Source organism: Limnobacter sp. (assembly GCF_036846585.1).
In the GTDB taxonomy this organism is placed as follows: Bacteria; Pseudomonadota; Gammaproteobacteria; order Burkholderiales; family Burkholderiaceae_B; genus Limnobacter.
Window position 1 is genome coordinate 1 of sequence record NZ_DAIUBR010000025.1, and the last position, 19,540, is coordinate 19,540.

Annotated in this window: 19 protein-coding genes; 2 read left to right on the plus strand and 17 right to left on the minus strand. The window is 53.9% G+C overall.

Going from position 1 to position 19,540, the window contains the following annotated elements; genetic code table 11:
• The coding region (locus tag V7028_RS11425) for an ATP-dependent DNA helicase RecG (RefSeq protein ID WP_334120212.1) at nucleotides 1-1,664 on the plus strand (1,664 nt) is incomplete at its 5' end.
• A gap of 87 nt (nucleotides 1,665-1,751) precedes the next feature.
• Here V7028_RS11425 and rplS read toward each other — a convergent pair.
• The 4 genes from rplS to rpsP all read right to left on the minus strand — a co-directional run bounded on the left by rplS (nucleotide 1,752) and on the right by rpsP (nucleotide 3,922).
• Complete coding sequence (gene rplS / locus V7028_RS11430; protein WP_334120213.1) at nucleotides 1,752-2,132, minus strand: 50S ribosomal protein L19; 381 nt, start codon at nucleotides 2,130-2,132, stop codon at nucleotides 1,752-1,754.
• Nucleotides 2,133-2,260: 128 nt separating this feature from the next.
• Nucleotides 2,261-2,977 carry a tRNA (guanosine(37)-N1)-methyltransferase TrmD gene (gene trmD / locus V7028_RS11435; protein ID WP_334120214.1) on the minus strand — a complete coding sequence of 239 codons (717 nt, stop codon included), beginning with the start codon at nucleotides 2,975-2,977 and terminating at the stop codon, nucleotides 2,261-2,263.
• Nucleotides 2,977-3,543, minus strand: a complete 567-nt coding sequence (gene rimM, locus V7028_RS11440; RefSeq protein WP_334120215.1) for a ribosome maturation factor RimM — start codon at nucleotides 3,541-3,543, stop codon at nucleotides 2,977-2,979. The genes trmD and rimM overlap by 1 nt, the downstream gene beginning before the upstream one ends.
• Nucleotides 3,544-3,667: 124 nt before the next feature.
• On the minus strand, nucleotides 3,668-3,922 hold the full coding sequence (gene rpsP, locus V7028_RS11445) for a 30S ribosomal protein S16 (protein WP_305566715.1): 255 nt from the start codon (nucleotides 3,920-3,922) through the stop codon (nucleotides 3,668-3,670).
• 142 nt (nucleotides 3,923-4,064) lie between these two features.
• On the opposite strand from rpsP, the gene V7028_RS11450 reads away from it, so the two are divergent.
• On the plus strand, nucleotides 4,065-4,418 hold the full coding sequence (locus V7028_RS11450) for a hypothetical protein (RefSeq protein WP_334120216.1): 354 nt from the start codon (nucleotides 4,065-4,067) through the stop codon (nucleotides 4,416-4,418).
• A 227-nt stretch (nucleotides 4,419-4,645) separates the two neighbouring features.
• Here the strand turns inward: V7028_RS11450 and rfaD are convergent, their stop codons facing one another.
• The 13 genes from rfaD to gyrA form a co-directional block, all read right to left on the minus strand.
• Entirely contained in the window at nucleotides 4,646-5,653 is a 1,008-nt protein-coding gene (gene rfaD / locus V7028_RS11455) for an ADP-glyceromanno-heptose 6-epimerase (protein WP_334120217.1), read from the minus strand.
• 10 nt (nucleotides 5,654-5,663) lie between these two features.
• Nucleotides 5,664-6,587 carry a D-glycero-beta-D-manno-heptose-7-phosphate kinase gene (gene rfaE1, locus V7028_RS11460; protein WP_334120218.1) on the minus strand — a complete coding sequence of 308 codons (924 nt, stop codon included), beginning with the start codon at nucleotides 6,585-6,587 and terminating at the stop codon, nucleotides 5,664-5,666.
• Between the two features lie 13 nt (nucleotides 6,588-6,600).
• The gene (gene lapB / locus V7028_RS11465; RefSeq protein ID WP_334120219.1) at nucleotides 6,601-7,809 is read right to left on the minus strand and encodes a lipopolysaccharide assembly protein LapB; all 1,209 of its coding nucleotides are present in this window, start codon (nucleotides 7,807-7,809) and stop codon (nucleotides 6,601-6,603) included.
• On the minus strand, nucleotides 7,799-8,140 hold the full coding sequence (locus V7028_RS11470; protein WP_334120220.1) for a lipopolysaccharide assembly protein LapA domain-containing protein: 342 nt from the start codon (nucleotides 8,138-8,140) through the stop codon (nucleotides 7,799-7,801). Before V7028_RS11470 ends, lapB begins: the two co-directional genes overlap by 11 nt.
• A gap of 81 nt (nucleotides 8,141-8,221) precedes the next feature.
• The gene (locus tag V7028_RS11475) at nucleotides 8,222-8,518 is read right to left on the minus strand and encodes an integration host factor subunit beta (protein ID WP_008252749.1); all 297 of its coding nucleotides are present in this window, start codon (nucleotides 8,516-8,518) and stop codon (nucleotides 8,222-8,224) included.
• Between the two features lie 56 nt (nucleotides 8,519-8,574).
• A complete protein-coding gene (gene rpsA, locus V7028_RS11480) occupies nucleotides 8,575-10,278 on the minus strand; it encodes a 30S ribosomal protein S1 (RefSeq protein WP_334120221.1) in 1,704 nt (567 codons plus the stop codon).
• Nucleotides 10,279-10,459: 181 nt separating this feature from the next.
• Nucleotides 10,460-11,140, minus strand: a complete 681-nt coding sequence (cmk, locus tag V7028_RS11485) for a (d)CMP kinase (RefSeq protein ID WP_334120222.1) — start codon at nucleotides 11,138-11,140, stop codon at nucleotides 10,460-10,462.
• Nucleotides 11,141-11,143: 3 nt separating this feature from the next.
• Nucleotides 11,144-12,487, minus strand: a complete 1,344-nt coding sequence (gene aroA / locus V7028_RS11490) for a 3-phosphoshikimate 1-carboxyvinyltransferase (protein ID WP_334120223.1) — start codon at nucleotides 12,485-12,487, stop codon at nucleotides 11,144-11,146.
• 68 nt (nucleotides 12,488-12,555) lie between these two features.
• The gene (locus V7028_RS11495) at nucleotides 12,556-13,443 is read right to left on the minus strand and encodes a prephenate dehydrogenase (protein ID WP_334120224.1); all 888 of its coding nucleotides are present in this window, start codon (nucleotides 13,441-13,443) and stop codon (nucleotides 12,556-12,558) included.
• Nucleotides 13,443-14,570, minus strand: a complete 1,128-nt coding sequence (gene hisC / locus V7028_RS11500) for a histidinol-phosphate transaminase (RefSeq protein WP_334120225.1) — start codon at nucleotides 14,568-14,570, stop codon at nucleotides 13,443-13,445. Before hisC ends, V7028_RS11495 begins: the two co-directional genes overlap by 1 nt.
• A gap of 12 nt (nucleotides 14,571-14,582) precedes the next feature.
• Entirely contained in the window at nucleotides 14,583-15,674 is a 1,092-nt protein-coding gene (pheA, locus tag V7028_RS11505; protein WP_334120226.1) for a prephenate dehydratase, read from the minus strand.
• Nucleotides 15,674-16,792 (minus strand): 3-phosphoserine/phosphohydroxythreonine transaminase, encoded by a 1,119-nt coding sequence (serC, locus tag V7028_RS11510; protein ID WP_334120227.1) that lies wholly within the window; start codon nucleotides 16,790-16,792, stop codon nucleotides 15,674-15,676. The genes pheA and serC overlap by 1 nt, the downstream gene beginning before the upstream one ends.
• A 27-nt stretch (nucleotides 16,793-16,819) precedes the next feature.
• Complete coding sequence (gene gyrA, locus V7028_RS11515; protein ID WP_334120228.1) at nucleotides 16,820-19,435, minus strand: DNA gyrase subunit A; 2,616 nt, start codon at nucleotides 19,433-19,435, stop codon at nucleotides 16,820-16,822.
• Nucleotides 19,436-19,540 lie beyond the last annotated feature (105 nt).

Consider the following 19,540-nt stretch of genomic DNA (forward strand, 5'->3'; position numbering starts at 1 on the left):
CTACACCAATCAGCCCCTCCCCCGCAGCCGATGCCGTGCTGGAACCGGTCTACCCCAGCACCGGGCAATTGAAACAAAGCGACTGGCACCGCTGGATGAAAAAACTGCCAACCGCCTGTTTTATCGACACCCTGCCCGCCAGCCTTTGCAAAAAATACAAACTGCTTGAATGGCCCAAAGCCTTGCAAACCCTGCACGGCCAGGCCAAACCCGACGAACTTTACGACCTGAATTTGCGCACCCACCCCGCCTGGACCCGCGTCAAGGTAGATGAAATGCTGGCCCAGCAATTGTTGCTTCGCGAATACCGCCAACAACGCACCCAGGAAAAAGCCAGCGTACTCAATCCAGGCAAAGCTGGTTTGGTGAAAAAATTCATCCGTCAGCTGCCCTTCAAACTGACTGGCGCACAGGAACGTTCCTGCCGGGAAATTTTCGATGACCTGACCCAGCCATACCCAATGCAACGCCTGCTGCAAGGCGATGTGGGCAGCGGAAAAACGCTGGTGGCCGCCCTGGCCTGCCTTCGTGCCATTGAAAACGGCAAACAGGCCGCCATACTGGCCCCCACCGAGGTGCTGGCCGCACAGCACCACCACAAGCTCACCCCCCTGTTCGAGGCGGTCGGGGTACGCTGCGCCAAGTTGCAGGGCGCAATGAAAAAAAGTGAAAAAGATCGCACACTGGCCGCTTTGGCTGCTGGTGAAATTGACGTAGTCATTGGCACCCATGCACTGGTGCAACACCATGTGGAATTCAAATCCCTTGCCCTTGTGGTGGTGGATGAACAGCACCGCTTTGGCGTGGCACAACGGCTGTCGCTGATTGCCAAGGCCAGCAATGGGCACTTGGCGCATCAGCTCATGATGAGCGCCACACCCATTCCGCGAACACTGGCACAAACTTATTTGTCAGATTTGGCGGTGTCCAGCCTGGACGAAAAACCACCGGGCAGAAAACCCATCATTACCAAATTACTCTCGCAAAAAAAACGCGAACAACTAATTACCGCCATTGAAGGCGAGATCGAAAAAGGCCAACAAGCCTACTGGGTATGCCCACTGATTGAAGAAAGTGAAACTCTTGATTTGCAGGCCGCCCAGGCCACTTACGCTGATTTGTGCGGGCAACTGCCCAAGCGGCGAATCGGGCTACTACACGGCAAACAAGACAACAAACTGAAACAGGCCACCATGGCCGCCTTCACCGCAGGTGATCTGGATTTGCTGGTATCCACCACGGTGATAGAAGTGGGTGTGGATGTGGGCAATGCCAGCCTGATGGTCATTGATCAAGCCGAACGTTTCGGCCTTGCACAACTTCACCAGCTGCGTGGCCGTGTGGGGCGCGGCAGCGTGCAAAGCGTGTGCGTGTTGTTGTATGGCGGCCCGCTTTCCAACACCTCGAAAATGCGCCTGAAAGCCATGCATGAAAGTGACGACGGCTTTTATCTGGCCGAGAAAGATCTTGAAATTCGCGGCCCCGGGGAATTGTTGGGTAAGCGGCAATCGGGTCTGCCCATGATGCGCTACGCGGACCCCCTGATCGACAAAGACCTGCTGGAACTGGCGCGCAGCCTGGCACTGCAAATGCCCATCGACGCAGAAAATACCCGCCGACACATACAACGCTGGATCGAAGAAACCCCGTGGTGGCTTGGCTGATCCGACCCTTTAAATAAAAAAAGCCAGTTCACATTGAACTGGCTTTTTCAAGTGCCGCGGCATTTCTGCCTCGTGAACTGGAAGTGCTTATACAGCAGCTTTCTTGTTCACACGCTGTGGCAACTTTTCCTTGATACGTGCAGACTTGCCTGAACGATCGCGTAGATAGTACAGCTTGGCGCGGCGAACATCGCCACGACGCTTCACTTCGATCTTTTCGATGGAAGGAGAGTACAACTGGAACGTACGCTCAACACCTTCGCCGGAAGAAATTTTGCGAACGATGAAAGACGAGTTCAAACTGCGGTTACGACGGGCAATTACCACACCTTCGTAAGCCTGCAAACGTGAACGTGTGCCTTCGATTACGCGAACACTTACGATCACAGTGTCACCGGGGGCAAATTCCGGAATTTCTTTACCCAAACGAGCAATTTCTTCTTGCTCGAGTTGTTGAATCAGATTCATTGATAGCTCCAAATCATCATTCGCGGCATTTTCGACTCAACTTGTTTCGACTAAACTTGATGAGTACGCACCGCCAGAGGATGAAAAAATTAAAAGGCAACGGGCAAAGTTGTAACCCAATCACCAACCTAGGCCTTCTTAACAGACTTATCGGTTTGATCCAATAATTCAGGCCGATAACGCCTTGTGTAAGCTTTCGCTTGTTCAAAACGCCAACTTTCTATTTTCGCATGATTTCCGGACAAAAGCACGTCAGGAACTGCTTTATTTTCAAAAACTTCCGGCCGGGTGTAGTGCGGGCAGTCCAGCAATCCACTTTCAAACGAATCCTGTGTGGCTGACAAAGCGTGGTTCAGCACATCGGGCAACAAACGCACCCAGGCATCCACAAAACAGGCCACCGCCAATTCACCGCCCGACAACACAAAGTCACCCAGGCAATAGGTTTGCTCCACGTAATCGTCGATGAAACGCTGGTCTATGCCCTCGTAACGCCCACACAGAAAAATTGCCCCCTGCCCTTGAGCAGACAAACCCCGAATATCTGCCTGCTTGAGCAAAGGCCCATGTGGCGTCAGGAACACCACAGGTGCATTGTCACCACGCGCATCGCGAATGGCCTTCAAACAGCGCACAAGTGGTTCCGCCAGCATGACCATACCCGGGCCGCCACCATAAGGGCGATCGTCCACAGTTCGGTGGGGGTCCTCAGTGAAATCGCGGGGATTCCAGCAGTTCAGTTCAAACAACTGCTTTTTGAAGGCCCGACCCACCACGCCCATTTCGACCAAATTCGGAAACTGGTCTGGAAACAAGGTGATCACATCAAAGCGTGGGCCTGACATCAGTAATCTTCCTGCCAATCCGCTTGAATTTTCCTGGTTTGGGTGTCCACGTTCAGCACATAAGCCGCCACAAACGGAATCAGTATTTCCTGCTCGGCATCGCCTTTAACCACCAAAATGGGATGCGCACCGTGATCCACCACCTGAACAACGGAACCCAGCGTTTTGCCTTCAACATTCGTGACAGCACAACCCACCAGGTCGATCCAGTAATACTCGCCTTCAGCGGGTGCCGGAAAACGCGCACGCGACACATACACCCTGCGACCCTTGAACTGGGCTGCCAGCTCGGGCTGCTCTATGCCCTCAAGGTGCGCCACAATGCGGCTGGAGTGTGGCTTGCTTTGCAGAACACGGAAGGGCTCGAACACAAGGTCTTCAAGCTTGGGCTGCCCGACACGGCGCACGGCCGAACCCTCTGCCACGGGCAGGCGAGAAACCCACCATTGCTTGCTTTTGAGCAGCACATCGGGCTCTTCAGACGAGGGCAACACATTGACCCAGCCCTTCAGACCATAGGGTTCGCCAATGCGCCCCAGTTCTACCAAATCGTCAGGAACGTTCATGTTTGTTGCTCACAATCTCACAATCAAAAACAAAAGTCCGCGAACGTAAACATCCACGGACTTTGTGTTTAAAACCTGTTTTGGATCAAAATTCTGCAGCGTGCAAAACCTTGAACAACGGCTATCAGGCTGCTTGCTTGGCGTTGTATTCGCCAACCAGACGCTCTACTGTTGAAGAGCACTGTGCACCAACGCTTTTCCAGTAGGTCAGGCGATCCATGGCAATGCGCAGACCTTCAGAACCTTGAGGCGCTACAGGATTGTAAAAACCAATGCGCTCGATGAAACGGCCATCGCGACGGTTGCGTGAATCAGCAGCCACCAGGCTATAAAATGGGCGCTTTTTAGAACCACCACGTGCGAGTCGAATGACGACCATAATTTCCTCTATCAAATTAGTGCCCACAGCGCGCATACCTTGCCACTGCAAACGAATGAATCATTGGGATTTCGACACACGAAATCCGATAACCCGCTATTATAGCTAGCGTAATCCAATCTAACAAGCAGTGTTTTAAAAAATGAATGCATCTCCTCAAGAACCCTTTAAATCCAAGCTGTTTTTCTGCTGGCTCGCCCTGCTGACCGGGGCCATCGGCGGCCACTGGATTTATGCTGGCAAAAAACACTTCTGGATCTACATGCTGACCTTTCCTCTCTCGGCATTTGCTGGCTGGATAGACACCATGCGCTACGGCCTGATGAAAGACGAACAGTTCAATGCCCTGCTAAACCCGGAATACCCGGCTGGCACCCGCCAAACCACCGGCGCGGTGGTGGTTTCAGTTGCTTTGTCGCTGGCGTTTGGCATGACCGCCCTCATGGCCACACTGGCCATGGCGTTTCAGTGGTATTTCTCAGGCGCCATCAGTTAAACGAAGCGCGCAAAAAAAAGCCCGCTATAGAGCGGGCTTAAACAGGGCTTGAGGAGACAGAGACACTTGCTTGGTCGCAAGGCTCGCCCCTAGGGGGAGTATGCGATTCCACAAGCAGTTGGCCTACCCTTAAAACGTGGGGGAACCCCGCGATTTAAAGGCGACTCGGTTTCAAGAGGCCGAGTCAACCAACAATACTGAGTGCCTCCCCATTCAAGTTAGTTTCATTATTTCTGATATTTTTTGATCAAGCGGCCCACATACCGCGCCACGCCTTCTTCTACGCTGTGGAAACTGCCCGTGTAACCGGCGGCTCTCAAGTTGCTCAAATCGGCCTGAGTGTAGCTTTGGTACTTGCCTTTTAGTGCGTCTGGAAATTCAATGTACTCAATGAAACCACCCATCACCGCTTCTTGCAGACTTAAAGCCGCATTGCCCTGGTTTGCACGCAAGGTATTCAGGGTGGTCAAGGCCACATCATTGAAGGTTTGCGCACGCCCGGTGCCAAGGTTGTACACGCCGGAAGGGGCTTTGGCCGCTTGCTCAAAGAAGTACATGTTCACCTTGACCACATCTTCAATGGACACGAAATCACGCTGCTGGCAACCCGCCTCGTAACCGCCATAGGGACCAAAAAGCTTCACCGAACCACCTTCGCGAAACTGGTTGAAGTTGTGAAACGCCACCGAGGCCATGCGCCCCTTGTGCTGCTCGCGATCGCCATACACGTTGAAATAACGAAACCCGAACACTGGCGCTTTCAAACCGGCCTTTATCTGGCGACGCAGCACCTGGTCGAACAAAAATTTGGAGTAACCATACACATTCAGCGGCTGTTCAACGTCGCGACTTTCGATGAATTCCGTACTGCCGCCATAAACAGCGGCTGATGAGGCATACAGGAAAGGCGTGCCCGTGCGCTGCGCCCACTCAAAAAGTGTTTGGGTGTAGCGGAAGTTGTTGGTCATCATGTAGTTGCCATTGTGTTCCATGGTGTCGGAACAGGCGCCTTCATGAAAAATCGCATCAAACCTGCCGAACTCGCCACGCTCAATGCGGGCCAGAAAATCGGTCTTGTCCAGATAGTCGGAAATTTCGCAATCCACCAGGTTCAAAAACTTGTCGCCCTTGGTCAGGTTGTCCACGGCCAACACATCGGCAATGCCGCGCTCGTTCAGGGCCTTCACCAGATTGCTGCCAATCAATCCAGCCGCGCCAGTCACAATCACTTTCATGTCCAATCCTTTAATTTAGCTCTTCTGGCAATATCACCGCTGTACCCAACTTGCCTACCACCACGCCGCCGGCCTTGTTGGCCAGGGTTACGCTGTCGGGCAGGCTCATGCCCGCGCCAATGGCACATGCCAAAGTGGCAATCACCGTGTCACCGGCGCCAGACACATCGAATACCTCGCGCGCCTGCGCAGGCACATGAAAGCTGCCATCGGCCGTGAACAGGGTCATGCCCTCTTCAGAACGGGTCAGCAACAGCGCGCCCACATGCAGCCGTTCGCGCAAGGCTTGCGCCTTCTCCGCCAGTTGTGCCTCCGTTTTCCATCCACCCATGACCTGCTTGAATTCTGACCGGTTGGGGGTAAGAACCGAGACACCCGCGTACTTGGCGTAGTCATCGCCCTTGGGGTCCACCAAGGTGGTTATGCCCGCTTTTTTGCACAATGCGATCATTTCAGCAACATGCTCCAGGCTGCCCTTGCCGTAATCGGAAAACAGCACCACATCGTGGTTGGTGTATTCCTGCTCGAACAATTCCATTTTCGTGGTCAACTGCTCAGGCGACGGGCGCTCTTCAAAATCAATGCGCACCAACTGCTGCTGGCGCGCAATCACGCGAAGCTTCACGGTAGTCGGAAAATTAGGGTCTTTCAGCAGCCGCGAGCGCACTCCACTTTTCGCAAGCATGGCTTCTACAGAGTGCCCGGGTTCGTCATTGCCAACCACGCCCATCAGGCAAAGCTGCGCGCCCAACGAACTTGCATTAATAGCCACGTTGGCCGCACCACCCAGACGTTCGTCCTTTGTACCCACCAGCACCACTGGCACGGGTGCCTCTGGGGAAATGCGCTCGACGTCGCCAAACCAGTAACGATCCAGCATGACATCGCCGACCACCAGAATTTTTGCTGTTTTGAATTGAGACCTGTCGACCATTGTTCAGCCTGAATTAATGGGTATGCACTGCCTTTTTGGCAGACACGGGATAAAAATCAAGTTCTTCGGCACGGCGCGGGACAATTGAATCCCAATTGGCGCAACCCGGGCACTGCCAATAAAACTTCTTGGCCTGAAAACCGCAGGACTGGCAGCGGTAGCGTTCCAGCCGTTGCGTGTGCTTTGAAATCAATTCACGGGTCAGGCGAAGGTCTTGCACACGCTCGTCGTCCATTTTGCCGCGCAGCTGATGCTCAAGCAGCTTGTCCAAACCCAGCAAGCTTGGGCGTGCGCGAACCTGTTCACGCAACAAATCAAAAGCTGCCAAAGGCCCCTTGGTTTCCTCTACAGCTTGCGCCAACACCAGCAGCAAATCAATCGACGGGTACATGGTGCAGTATTCCCGCAGCGCTTCAATACCCTCCTCCTCGCGCTCCAGCTTCTTGAATGCGGCCCACATGTTTGGCCCCACCAACGGCAAGTACCACGGGTTTTGTCGCTCTGCTGCACGCCATTGTCCAATGGCCTCTTCAAACTGATTTTGGGTAAAATAAATATCGCCAAGCAACAAAGAAGCACGTACGTTCTGCGGATCGGTCAACAACGCATTTTGCAACTCAGCTTTGGCCTTGGTCAAATCGCCTGCATCAATAAACTGGGTTGCCAGTTCACAATAAAAATGGGCAATGTCGCCAGCAGGAACATCGGCACCATATTCACGAAGCCTGTGGGCCTGTGCAATGGCTTTTTCCCAGGCCTTCTCAAGCTCATACAATTCCAGCAACTGGCGCGAGGCCTCTGCTTTCATGTTTGAACCCGAAAGACTGTGAAAGGCCTGCTCTGCGCGATCCAGAATGCCGGCACGCAGAAAATCCACTCCCAGTTCATAGGTGGCCTTTTCACGATCGGCGGGTGTAATTTGTTCACGCGTGGTCAGGAACTGGTGCACTCGAATGGCCCGGTCAATTTCACCCTTCTTGCGAAACAGATTGGCCAGTGCAAAATGCAACTCGACGGTGTGCGTGTCGATGGATGCCACCTCCAGAAAAGCATCGATCGCTTTGTCGGGCTGTTCGCTCAGAAGAAAATTAACACCTTTGAAATAGGATGCAGGAAGCTGGCCACGCATAGAAGCATCAGAACGTTTTTCAAGACGCGCTGCCATCCAGCCCAGACTGAACACCACGGGGACCAATACAAGCCACCATGTTTCAAATTCCATGGCTTGGACCTATGGGCAATACGGGCGTAGGTTCTTCCAAGGGCACAGGCAAATTGCCCTGGGCCCTGAACTGGGCCAGCTCACGTTCCAGCCGCTCTGCATTTTTCGTGGCCACTGATGCACTGCGCTTGGCTTTTAACCAGGAAGGCAACAACGACACCCACGCAAAAACTGCACCCAGCAACAAAGCAGTCAGCAAGGCGACAACAAGCTGCACCTGCACTTCAAGGCCAGGGAGCCATTTCACTGTGACCAAGTCGGTATTACGGATAGAGAAGGTGAGAACAACAAGGAAAAGTGCAAGACGCACTACCCAGGCAAGTATTTTCAAGGTGGTCCCCTGTGTGTAGTTGGATCAACACCGATTCATTCATCGGCGTGATGACTCAGGCTTCACCGAAGAACAATCGATTTAACTCTCTTTCTTGGAGTATAAATCAACTCGCTCGCGTAGCTCTTTGCCAGGCTTAAAGTGTGGCACGCGCTTTTCAGGCACAACCACTTGCTCGCCAGATTTTGGATTGCGACCCACGCGCTGAGGGCGACGGGTCAGAGAGAAACTGCCAAACCCACGAATCTCAATGCGCTGACCTTCGGCCAAGGCTTGAGTCATGGAATCGAGAATGCTTTTAACAGCGAAATCCGTGTCGCGCACGGGCAACTTGGGGAAACGCTTGACCAGCTGATTAATGAGTTCTGATTTTGTCATTGTTCTTAAAATAAAAAGGCGCTTCCCGAATGGGAAGCGCCACTTCTACAGACAGATTACTGGTTGTTGCCCAGCTTTGCCTTCAATAGCGCGCCCAAGCTAGTGGTACCAGCAGAGCCTGCGCTTTCTTCAGCAATTTTCTTCATTGCTTCATCGGTGTCAACCTGGTCTTTGGCCTTGATGGACAAAGCGATTGAACGGGCCTTGCGGTCCACGTTGATCACCATTGCTGTTACCACGTCGCCTTCCTTGTATGCATTGCGAGCATCTTCAACGCGGTCGTTGGAGATCTCGGAAGCACGCAGGTAACCTTCGATGTCGTCGCCCAAATCAACAACAACACCTTTGGCGTCAACAGACTTCGCAGTACCAGTTACCATGCTGCCACGGTCATTGGACGATGCGAATACTGTGAAGGGATCGCCAGACAACTGCTTGATGCCCAAGCTGATGCGCTCGCGCTCTGTGTCGATGGCCAATACCAAGGCTTCAACTTCGTCACCTTTCTTGAAACGACGCACGGCTTCTTCGCCGGTTTCATTCCATGACAGGTCAGACAGGTGTACCAGGCCGTCAATGCCACCGGGCAAGCCGATGAACACGCCGAAGTCAGTAATTGACTTGATGGCGCCAGACACTTTGTCGCCTTTCTTGAAACTTGTAGAGAACTCTTCCCAAGGGTTGGCTGCACATTGCTTCATGCCCAGGCTGATACGACGACGTTCTTCGTCAATTTCCAGAACCATGACTTCAACTTCGTCGCCCAGCGTAACCACTTTCTTGGGATCTACGTTCTTGTTGGTCCAGTCCATTTCTGACACGTGTACCAAACCTTCGATGCCTTGTTCAACTTCAACGAATGCGCCGTAGTCAGTGATGTTGGTGACTTTTCCGAACAAGCGTGTGTCGGCTGGGTAGCGACGTGACAAACCGACCCATGGGTCTTCGCCAAGCTGCTTCACGCCCAAGGACACGCGGTTCTTTTCCTGATCGAACTTCAGTACTTTTGCTTCGATTTCTTCGCCAACTGTCAGCACTTCTGACGGGTGACGTACGCGACGCCATGCCAGGTCGGTGATGTGCAACAGGCCGTCGATACCACCCAGATCCACGAACGCGCCGTAGTCGGTGATGTTCTTGACGATGCCCTTGACCACAGAACCTTCCTGCAGGTTGGACAGGAGCTTTTCACGCTCTTCACCCATGGTGGCTTCGACCACTGCACGGCGTGACAACACAACGTTGTTTCGCTTGCGATCGAGCTTGATCACCTTGAATTCGAGAGTTTTGCCTTCGAATGGTGTGGTGTCTTTTACGGGGCGCACATCGACCAGTGAACCTGGCAGGAAAGCGCGGATGCTGTTGACCATCACTGTCAAGCCACCCTTCACCTTGCCGGTGATGGTACCGGTCACCAGCTCGCCTGATTCCAGGGCTTGTTCCAGGCTCAGCCATGCGGACAGGCGCTTGGCCTTGTCGCGTGACAACAGCGTTTCGCCGTAGCCGTTTTCCAGGGCTTCGATGGCCACGGAAATGAAGTCGCCGTCGTTGACTTCGATGTTGCCGTGGTCGTCTTTGAATTCTTCGAGGGGGATGTAGCTTTCAGATTTCAGCCCGGCATTCACAACAACGTAGTTGTAATCAACACGAACAACTTCGGCTGTGATCACTTCACCTGCGCGCATTTCTTTGCGATTCAGGCTTTCTTCAAACATAGCTGCAAAGCTATCTGGGGCTTGGGTAATTTCAGTTGTGGTCATAAATTTGAGATTTAACACGCCACTGCGGGAAGCAAGGCGGAGTTCAAAAACATGCTCTTCGGGATTGAAGAACACGGCATTCTTTATTGTCAACACTTCAGGAACACTTTGGCGGCGTTCTGGCAATGTTTACCAAACAAGGGAGAAGATTGTAACAAGAAAGTCTTTGTTGATCAAGCGTTTAAATGCGTTCTTGCGCCCACCCGAGGATGGTGCCAACCACTTGATCAATTGGCATGCTGGAGCAATCCAGTACCAATGCGTCTTCGCATGGTTTCAATGGCGCCACGGCGCGTTCGGTGTCGCGTTTGTCGCGCGCCACAAGGTCGTTGTAAATGGCCTGGAAATCAGCATGCAAGCCCCGCGCTTCAATTTGCCTGACCCGGCGTTCAGCGCGAACCGTGGCACTGGCGGTGAGAAAAACTTTCAGTAGAGAATCGGGGAACACCACCGAACCCATGTCGCGACCATCGGCCACCAGACCGGGCGCCTGGCGAAAATCACGCTGGCGCTGAAGCAACCCCGCACGCACTCCAGGCACCACAGCCAGGCGCGATGCCATGACGCCAGCGTCTTCAGTGCGAATGGTTTCAGACACATCGACACCATTGAGCAACACCGTGTTGCCATGGAACTGCACTGGCAAATTCGCCGACATGGGAATGATTTGCTGCAAGTCAGCCGGCACATCGGGATTCAGGCCATGTTGGGCCGCTGCCACCGCCAGCACGCGATAAATGGCACCGCTATCGAGATAGTGATAACCCAGCTTTGCCGCCACCAATGCGGCCACTGTGCCTTTGCCAGACGCGGTGGGACCATCGATGGCAACCACGGGACAATGCAAAACCGGCTTGCTCATGATTCAGCCCTTTTGAACTGATTGAAGCTGCATGCCCAAAGATTTGGCCAAACCAACGAAACCCGGGAACGAGGTGTCCACGGTTTGTGCGCCATGAATTACCATGTTGCCCTGCGCACGAATGGCCGCCACACTGAATGACATTGCAATGCGGTGGTCGCCCTGCGATTCAATATTGGTGGCCTTGTAACGCAAACCGCCAATGTGACCCAAGCCCTGAATGATCATGCCGTCTTCAGTGGGTTCGGCATCGATGCCGCACTTTTGCAAACCATGGGCCATTACGGCGATGCGGTCCGATTCTTTCACGCGCAGTTCCTCTGCACCGGTCAACACGGTGCGGCCGGTGGCATTGGCAGCCGCCACAAACAGCACCGGAAATTCGTCAATGGCCAGCGGCACGAGATGTTCCGGAATATCAATTCCATTCAAGGCTGCGCTGCGAATGCGCACATCGGCCACGGGTTCGCCACCCACCTCAGCGTGGTTGCTTAATTCAATGTTGGCACCCATCAACTTCAGAATATCAATGACGCCAGTGCGGGTGGGGTTCATGCCCACATGCTTCAAGGTGATGTCTGCCTGCGGCGCAATGGACGCGGCCACCATGAAAAATGCAGCAGAAGAAATATCGGACGGCACATCAATTTTTGTGGCTTTCAGGATTTGACCACCCTTCACGCTGGCTGTGGGGCCATTGGTCAGCACTTCAACACCAAAACCGCGCAGCATGCGTTCGGTGTGGTCGCGGGTTACCGCAGGCTCGGTCACGGTGGTGGTGCCTTCGGCATACAAACCGGCCAGCAACACGCTCGACTTCACTTGGGCCGAGGCCATGGGCAACACATAATCAATTGCCTTCAGAGTGGTACGTCCATGAATATGCAGGGGTGGGCGACCACCCTCTTGCGCCTCAATGCGTGCTCCCATCAACACCAACGGATCAATAACTCGCTTCATGGGGCGTTTGCCCAAACTTGAATCACCGGTCAACATGCAATCGAAATCCTGCCCTGCCAGAAGGCCCGACATCAATCGCATTGAAGTACCTGAGTTACCGCAATCAAGCACCTGACGCGGGGCTTTCAAGCCGTGCATGCCCACGCCATGCACCTTCACCTTGCCGTGGTCTGGCCCTTCTATGTGCACACCCAAGGCACGAAATGCATTCATGGTGGCCAGTGCATCTTCGCCTTCCAGAAAGCCGTCCACTTCGGTGGTGCCCTCGGCGATCGAACCCATCATGATGGAACGGTGGGAAATCGATTTGTCACCCGGCACACGGGCAGAACCCGACATGTTTTGCGTGCTGCTGGCGTGAAATTCGATCAAATTCAGGTCTGACATAACAAAGTATCCGCTTGGTATCCGTTTAATAAACGACGCGCCTTATTCAGGCACATTCGCAAACAAAATCAGTTGTGTTTCCAGTGGCTGCGGTATTCCGACGCTTGCCCCAGAATTCGTTCCAGCGTGGCGCGGTCATTGTTCTCAATGGCTGTGCGCAAACTGGCAATATTCGATTCGAAACCACTCAACATACTCAACAGTGCCTCACTGTTGTTCTGGAAAATATCCGCCCACATTTCTGGCGAACTGGCTGCGATGCGTGTGAAATCGCGATATCCCGCACCACCCTCTTTCATGAATTCCGCACCCTTGGGATGCGCCAGCACACTGGCCACATAGCTGAAGGCCAACAGGTGTGGAAGGTGGCTGACAGCGCCAAACATTTCATCGTGATCCATGGCATTCATGGTGCTTAACCTGGCACCAATCGCAGCCCAAAAACTTTCAACCTTTTTCAAGCCTGCGGAGCTGGTTTGCGGCAAGGGGCACAGCACACAATTGCGCCCTTCAAACAAATCGGCCGTGGCTGCGGCTGGGCCATGCGACTCACCACCCGCGATGGGGTGTGCCAGCACAAAGCGAGACTTCAAGCCCGGAAATTGCTGCTCGAGGTCGTTGAGCATCAAGGCGACATCCGATTTGGTGCTGCCTGCATCGAAGATCAGGCAATTGGGCGGCAACACCGGCAAAAATTGTGTGAGCACTTTCTTGTACTGGCGCACGGGAATGGACAATACCACCGCATCCACATTGCGCAAATTTGAATCGCCTGGCCCCGCAATGCATTCGTCGACAATGCCCAGCTTCAGTGCTTCGTGGGCAGTTTCCAGTTTGCGGGAATAACCCAGCACATGGCCAACAAGGCCTTTTTTCTTGGCTGCAAGGCAGACGGACCCACCAATCAAACCCACGCCAATGGCGAGCATGCGGTTGAAAATTGCGCCCTTGCCCATCACCGTTCCTGCAGGGTGGCCAGTGCCTTGGGCAGGGCCGCCAAAAATGCGTCGTTTTCATGGGGAAGGCCAATCGACACACGCAGCCATTCTGGCAAACCATAGGAATTCACCGGGCGAACAATCACGCCCAAACGCTGAAGTGCATCAAACACCTTCATGCCCGCATCGGGCGTATTGCCTGCTTTGAACAACACAAAGTTGCCATGCGATGGCACGTATTCAAGGCCAAGAAATGTCAGACCGCTTTGTATTTGCTCCAACCCCTTCAGGTTCACGTCGTAGGTTTTCTGCAAAAATTCCTGATCGTCAATGGCGGCCTCTGCAGCAACCAACGCAAGGGAATTCACGTTGAAAGGCTGGCGAACACGGTTCATCAAATCAGCCACTTCAAGACTGGAAACCGAGTAACCCACGCGCAGGCCCGCCAAGCCATAAGCCTTGGAAAAACTGCGCGACACCAGCAAATTGGGAAACCGGGCAACCCACTGGGTCGAGTCATATTGGTCTTCAGGTTTCAGAAATTCGTTGTAGGCTTCGTCGAGCACCACCAGCACGTGGTCGGGCACCTGCTTCAAAAATGCGAGCAGCTTTTCCTGCGGCAAGAACGTGCCGGTTGGGTTGTTGGGGTTTGCAATGAACACCACACGTGTTTGGGAATCAATGGCTTTCAAAAAACCATCCAGATCGTGCGTGTATTGCACCGCAGGCACCACATTGGACTGCGCTCCGCAACCTTGCGTGGCCAATGGATACACTGCAAATGCGTACTGGGAAAACACGGCATTGGTGCCTTGTGTCAGGAACGCTTTTGCAGCCAGTTCAAGCACATCGTTGGAACCATTGCCCAGTGTAATCTGCTCTTGTTTCACGCCATGCCGCACAGCCAGCCTGGCCTTCAAGGCAAATCCGTTGGCATCGGGGTAGCGGCCCAAATCAGCGGCAGCCTGCGCAATGGCTGCTTTGGCTTTTTCGCCCAAGCCCAAGGGGTTTTCATTCGAGGCCAGTTTCACCACCGTATTGGGGTCAAGACCCAATTCCCGAACCACATCAGATACAGGTTTACCCGCTTTGTAAGGGGCAATGGCGCGAATGAATTGTGGAGCCTGTTCGGTCAGTTTTTGCATGATGCCAAGTCGTCAATTGCGTTGTGCTATCGGGTAAGAACCCAGCACTTTCAAAAAGGATGCGTTTTTCTTCAGTTGCTCCAGGGCCTTGGCCACTGCGGGTTCGGTTTGATGGCCCTGCAAGTCGATGAAGAAATAATATTCCCAGCGGCCATTGCGCGCGGGGCGCGATTCAAGCCGGGTCATGGACACGTTTTCAGCGCTGAAAGGTTCCAGCATTTTGTACACCGCACCCGGTTGGTTGGGCACAGAAGCCACCAGGCTGGTTTTATCTTGCCCGGAGGGGCCGGTGATCTGGTGGCCCAGCACCAAAAACCGCGTGGTGTTGTGCGCGTCGTCCTGAATGTGTTCCTGAAATGCCTTCAGGCCATAGCGTTCACGCGCGGCCTGCCCGGCAATGGCTGCAACTTTGGCGTTTTCACTGGCCATTTGAGCGGCAACACCATTGCTGGCAACGGTTTCTTGCAGAATGTGCGGCGCATATTGGGTAAGCCAGTTGCGGCACTGGGCCAAGGCTTGTGGGTGCGCACAAATTTTTTCAATGCCATCGAGGTTGCCGGTTTGACACAGCAACTGGTGATGAATGGCAAGCTGCACTTCCCCGCACACCAGGGCATTCGACTCAACCAAGGCATCCAGCGTGCGGGCAATCGAACCTTCTGTGGAGTTTTCAACAGGCACCACGGCAAAATCAACTTGCTGTGCTTGCAACTGACGAAATGCTTCCTCAATGGTTTGAACTGGTTCGGCCTGCACGCAGTGGCCAAAGAATGACCACACCGCCTGCTCGCTGTAGGTACCCAAGGGGCCGAGAAAGGCCACATGCACCTCGCGCTCAAGTGAACGGCAAGCCGACATGATTTCCTTGAACAACACATTGACGTGCTGCGGGCTCAAGGGGCCTTGATTGGCGGCGTTGAGCTTGTCCAGCACCTGTGCTTCGCGCTCGGGGCGCATCACCGGCGCATCACTTTTTGCCTTCACATGACCGATAGACTGCGCAAGGCTGGCACGCTTGTTCAGCAGCACCAGCATTTGTTGGTCTATGTCGTCAATTTGATCTCGAAACTTCAGCAATTCGGCATTGATGTCGGGTTTGCTCATCATGCCTCCGTCTTTTCAAAGTCACGCATGAACCCGACCAGTGCCTGCACGCCTTCCAGCGGCATGGCGTTGTAGATGGATGCACGCATACCGCCAACAGATTTGTGCCCTTTGAGTTGTACCAGACCGCGTTCAGTCGCCTTGCCCAGGAATTTCGCATTCAGGGATTCATCGACGAGGGTGAATGGCACATTCATTCGGGAACGGTCTTGCTGGCGAACGGGGCAGCTGTATAGTGCACTTTGTTCAATTGTGGAATACAACAGACCTGCCTTTTTCTCTGCCTGGGTTTGTGCCCATGCCACGCCACCCTGCTCGATCAGCCATTCAAACACCAAGCCGGCCATGTAAATGGAATAGGTGGGGGGCGTGTTGTACATGGAGCCGTTTTCAGACACGGTGCTGAATGTAAACGCCGAGGGACAAATGGGCAAGGCACGATCCAGAAGCGCTTTGTCAACGATCACGATCGTGACACCTGCAGGGCCCACATTTTTTTGCGCACCGCCGTAGATCAAACCGTACTTGGCCACATCCAGGGGTTTCGACAGAATGTTCGAGGACATGTCGGCCACCACCGGGCAATCCAGTTGCCCCGCCAGTTGTTCAATTTGTCCGCTGAATTCAACACCACTGATGGTTTCATTGTCGCAATAGTGTAAATAGGCCATTTGCTGCCCGTTCACACGGTCCAGCAGGGAAGCGCAATCGGGCACATAGCATGCCGCGGCAGAATCGGCCAGAGCGTTCGCATTGTCCAACACCACCCGCGACAAACCGTACTTAGAAAATTCCTTGGTGGTTTTCTTCGACCACGCACCCGTGTTCACGAACGCGGCCTGCTCAAACCCCTGAAGCAAATTCAGGGGCACGATGGCATTCATGCCCACGGCACCGCCCTGCATAAAAAGCACGTCGTGCGTTTCCGGCACATTGAGCAGTGAGCGGAAATCGCTGCGGGTTTTTTCAAAAATGGCAGTGTATTCCGGGCTGCGATGACTCATTTCCATCACAGACAATCCCTTGCCGCACCAATCCAGCATTTCCTCGGCCGCGCGGCGCAGCACCGGCTCTGGCAAAGCGGCGGGACCTGCAGAAAAATTCCAGACTCTAGACATGCTTGCCCTGTGCAATCAACCGTTTATTCATTCATCCGTGGCAGCGGGTGCATCGGGCAAATCGTCTGCCTCCACCACGTCTTCCACATCCGATTCGACAATGCGCTGCAACCCAGACAACCAAGTGCCTTCGTCCACGCTGATCAAGGTCACGCCCTGTGTGGCACGACCCATTTCGCGAATTTCCGAAACACGGGTTCGCACCAGCACGCCACCTGTGGTGATCAACATGATTTCATCGGTGGGGTTGACCAACACGGCCGAGACCACCTTGCCATTGCGCTCGGAAGTTTGAATGGCGATCATGCCTTTGGTGCCACGGCCGTGACGCGTGTATTCAGAAACAGGGGTGCGTTTGCCAAAGCCGTTCTCGGTGGCTGTAAGCACTGATTGCTGCTCGCTTTCTGCAACCAGCATGGCAATCACGCTTTGCCCTTCTTCCAGGTTCATGCCGCGAACGCCGCGTGCATTGCGGCCCATGGCGCGGACGTCGTTTTCATCAAAGCGAACTGCCTTGCCGGAATCACTGAACAACATCACGTCGTTGCCGCCGTTGGTCATGGCTGCACCGATCAGGAAATCGCCTTCATCCAGATTCACGGCGATAATGCCGCGTTTCATGGGGCGGGAGAAATCGCTCAATTTGGATTTTTTCACAGTACCCAAGCTGGTGGCCATAAACACATACCGCTCATCTTCTTCGAAGCTTTTCACCGGCAACACGGCGGTGATCTTCTCGCCTTCCGCCAAGGGGAACATGTTGATGATCGGGCGACCACGCGATGTACGTGAACCTTGCGGCACTTCATAAACTTTCAACCAGTACACGCGGCCGGCATTTGAAAAATACAGGATGGTGTCGTGCGTGTTGGCCACGAACAGGTAATCAATCCAGTCGTCATCCTTCGTGGTGGCAGCCTGTTTGCCGCGCCCACCGCGCTTCTGTGCGCGGTATTCCGTCAAAGGCTGGCTCTTGATGTAGCCTGAATGGGACAGCGTGACAACCATGTCTTGCGGGGTGATCAGGTCTTCAGTGCCCAATTCCGTGGCATTGAATTCGATCATCGAGCGGCGCTCATCAGCAAACTCGTTGCCAATCGAGGTCAACTCGTCTTTGATGATCTGGTTAATACGCTCGGGTTTGGACAAAATATCGAGCAGGTCGGCGATCTGATCGATCACCTCTTTGTACTCATTCAAAATCTTGTCTTGCTCAAGGCCGGTCAGGCGCTGCAGGCGCATGTTCAGAATTTCCTGCGCTTGCACTTCACTTAGGCGATACATGCCGTCGTCTTGCAGCCCCAGGCGGGCGGGCAAACCTTCGGGGCGGAACGCTTTCGCACCGCCGGAGTCGCCCAGTTCAGTGCGCGACAACATCTCGCGAACAATGGATGAATCCCAGCTTTGGGCCACCAGATCGGCTTTCGCAACAGGTGGCGTGGGCGCGGCCTTGATGATGGCAATGAATTCATCGATATTGGCCAACGCCACCGCCAGACCTTCCAGCACGTGTCCGCGATCGCGGGCCTTGCGCAACTCGAACACGGTGCGGCGGGTAATCACCTCGCGACGATGGCGCAGGAAGTAGAAAATCAGGTCGCGCAGGTTCAACAAGCGGGGCTGGCCATCCACCAGCGCCACCATGTTGATGCCGAAGGTGTCTTGAAGCTGTGTGTTTTTGTACAGGTTATTCAAAATAACCTCAGGCACTTCACCACGCTTCAGTTCGATCACAACGCGAATGCCATCTTTGTCGGATTCGTCGCGAATATCAGAAATGCCTTCGATTTTCTTTTCAGAAACAAGCTCGGCAATTCGCTCAAGCAATGTTTTTTTGTTCACCTGGTAGGGCAGTTCATCCACGATGATGGACTGGCGGTTGCCACGGTCCAGGTCTTCAAAGTGGGTTTTGGCACGCATCACCACGCGGCCACGGCCTGTGCGGTAACCTTCACGCACACCCTGGATGCCGTAAATAATGCCGGCAGTCGGGAAATCCGGGGCCGGGATCAGTTCTATCAAATCGTCAACAGTGCATTCGGGCGCATCAATAGCATAAAGGCAGGCAGCCACAACTTCTTTCAGGTTGTGCGGCGGCATGTTAGTCGCCATACCCACCGCAATACCGGAAGAACCGTTGACCAGCAAATTGGGCAAACGCGCGGGCAACACCTTGGGCTCGCGTTCACTGCCATCGTAGTTTGGGCCGAAATCAACAGTTTCCTTGTCGATGTCCAGCAGCATTTCCTGGGCAATTTTGGCCAGCCTGATTTCCGTGTAACGCATCGCCGCAGCGTTGTCGCCGTCGATCGAACCAAAGTTCCCCTGGCCATCGACCAGCATGTAGCGCAGGGAGAAATCTTGCGCCATGCGAACAATGGTGTCGTATACCGCAGAATCGCCGTGAGGGTGGTACTTACCGATCACGTCACCGACAATACGGGCAGATTTTTTGTAGGCACGGTTCCAGTCGTTGTTCAACTCATGCATGGCAAACAACACGCGGCGGTGAACCGGCTTCAAACCGTCCCGCACATCAGGCAAGGCTCGACCAACAATCACGCTCATGGCGTAATCCAGGTAAGACCTGCGCATCTCCTCTTCAAGGCTGATCGGGAGCGTTTCTTTTGCGAATGAATCCATGCTTCTTCTTGTGTTGAATTATTTGACCGAAGGAATAACGGGTCAGGACGCCACCTGTTAAGGCTGCGTCACATCCCTGGCGCTACACTTGCAAGCTTTCGATTG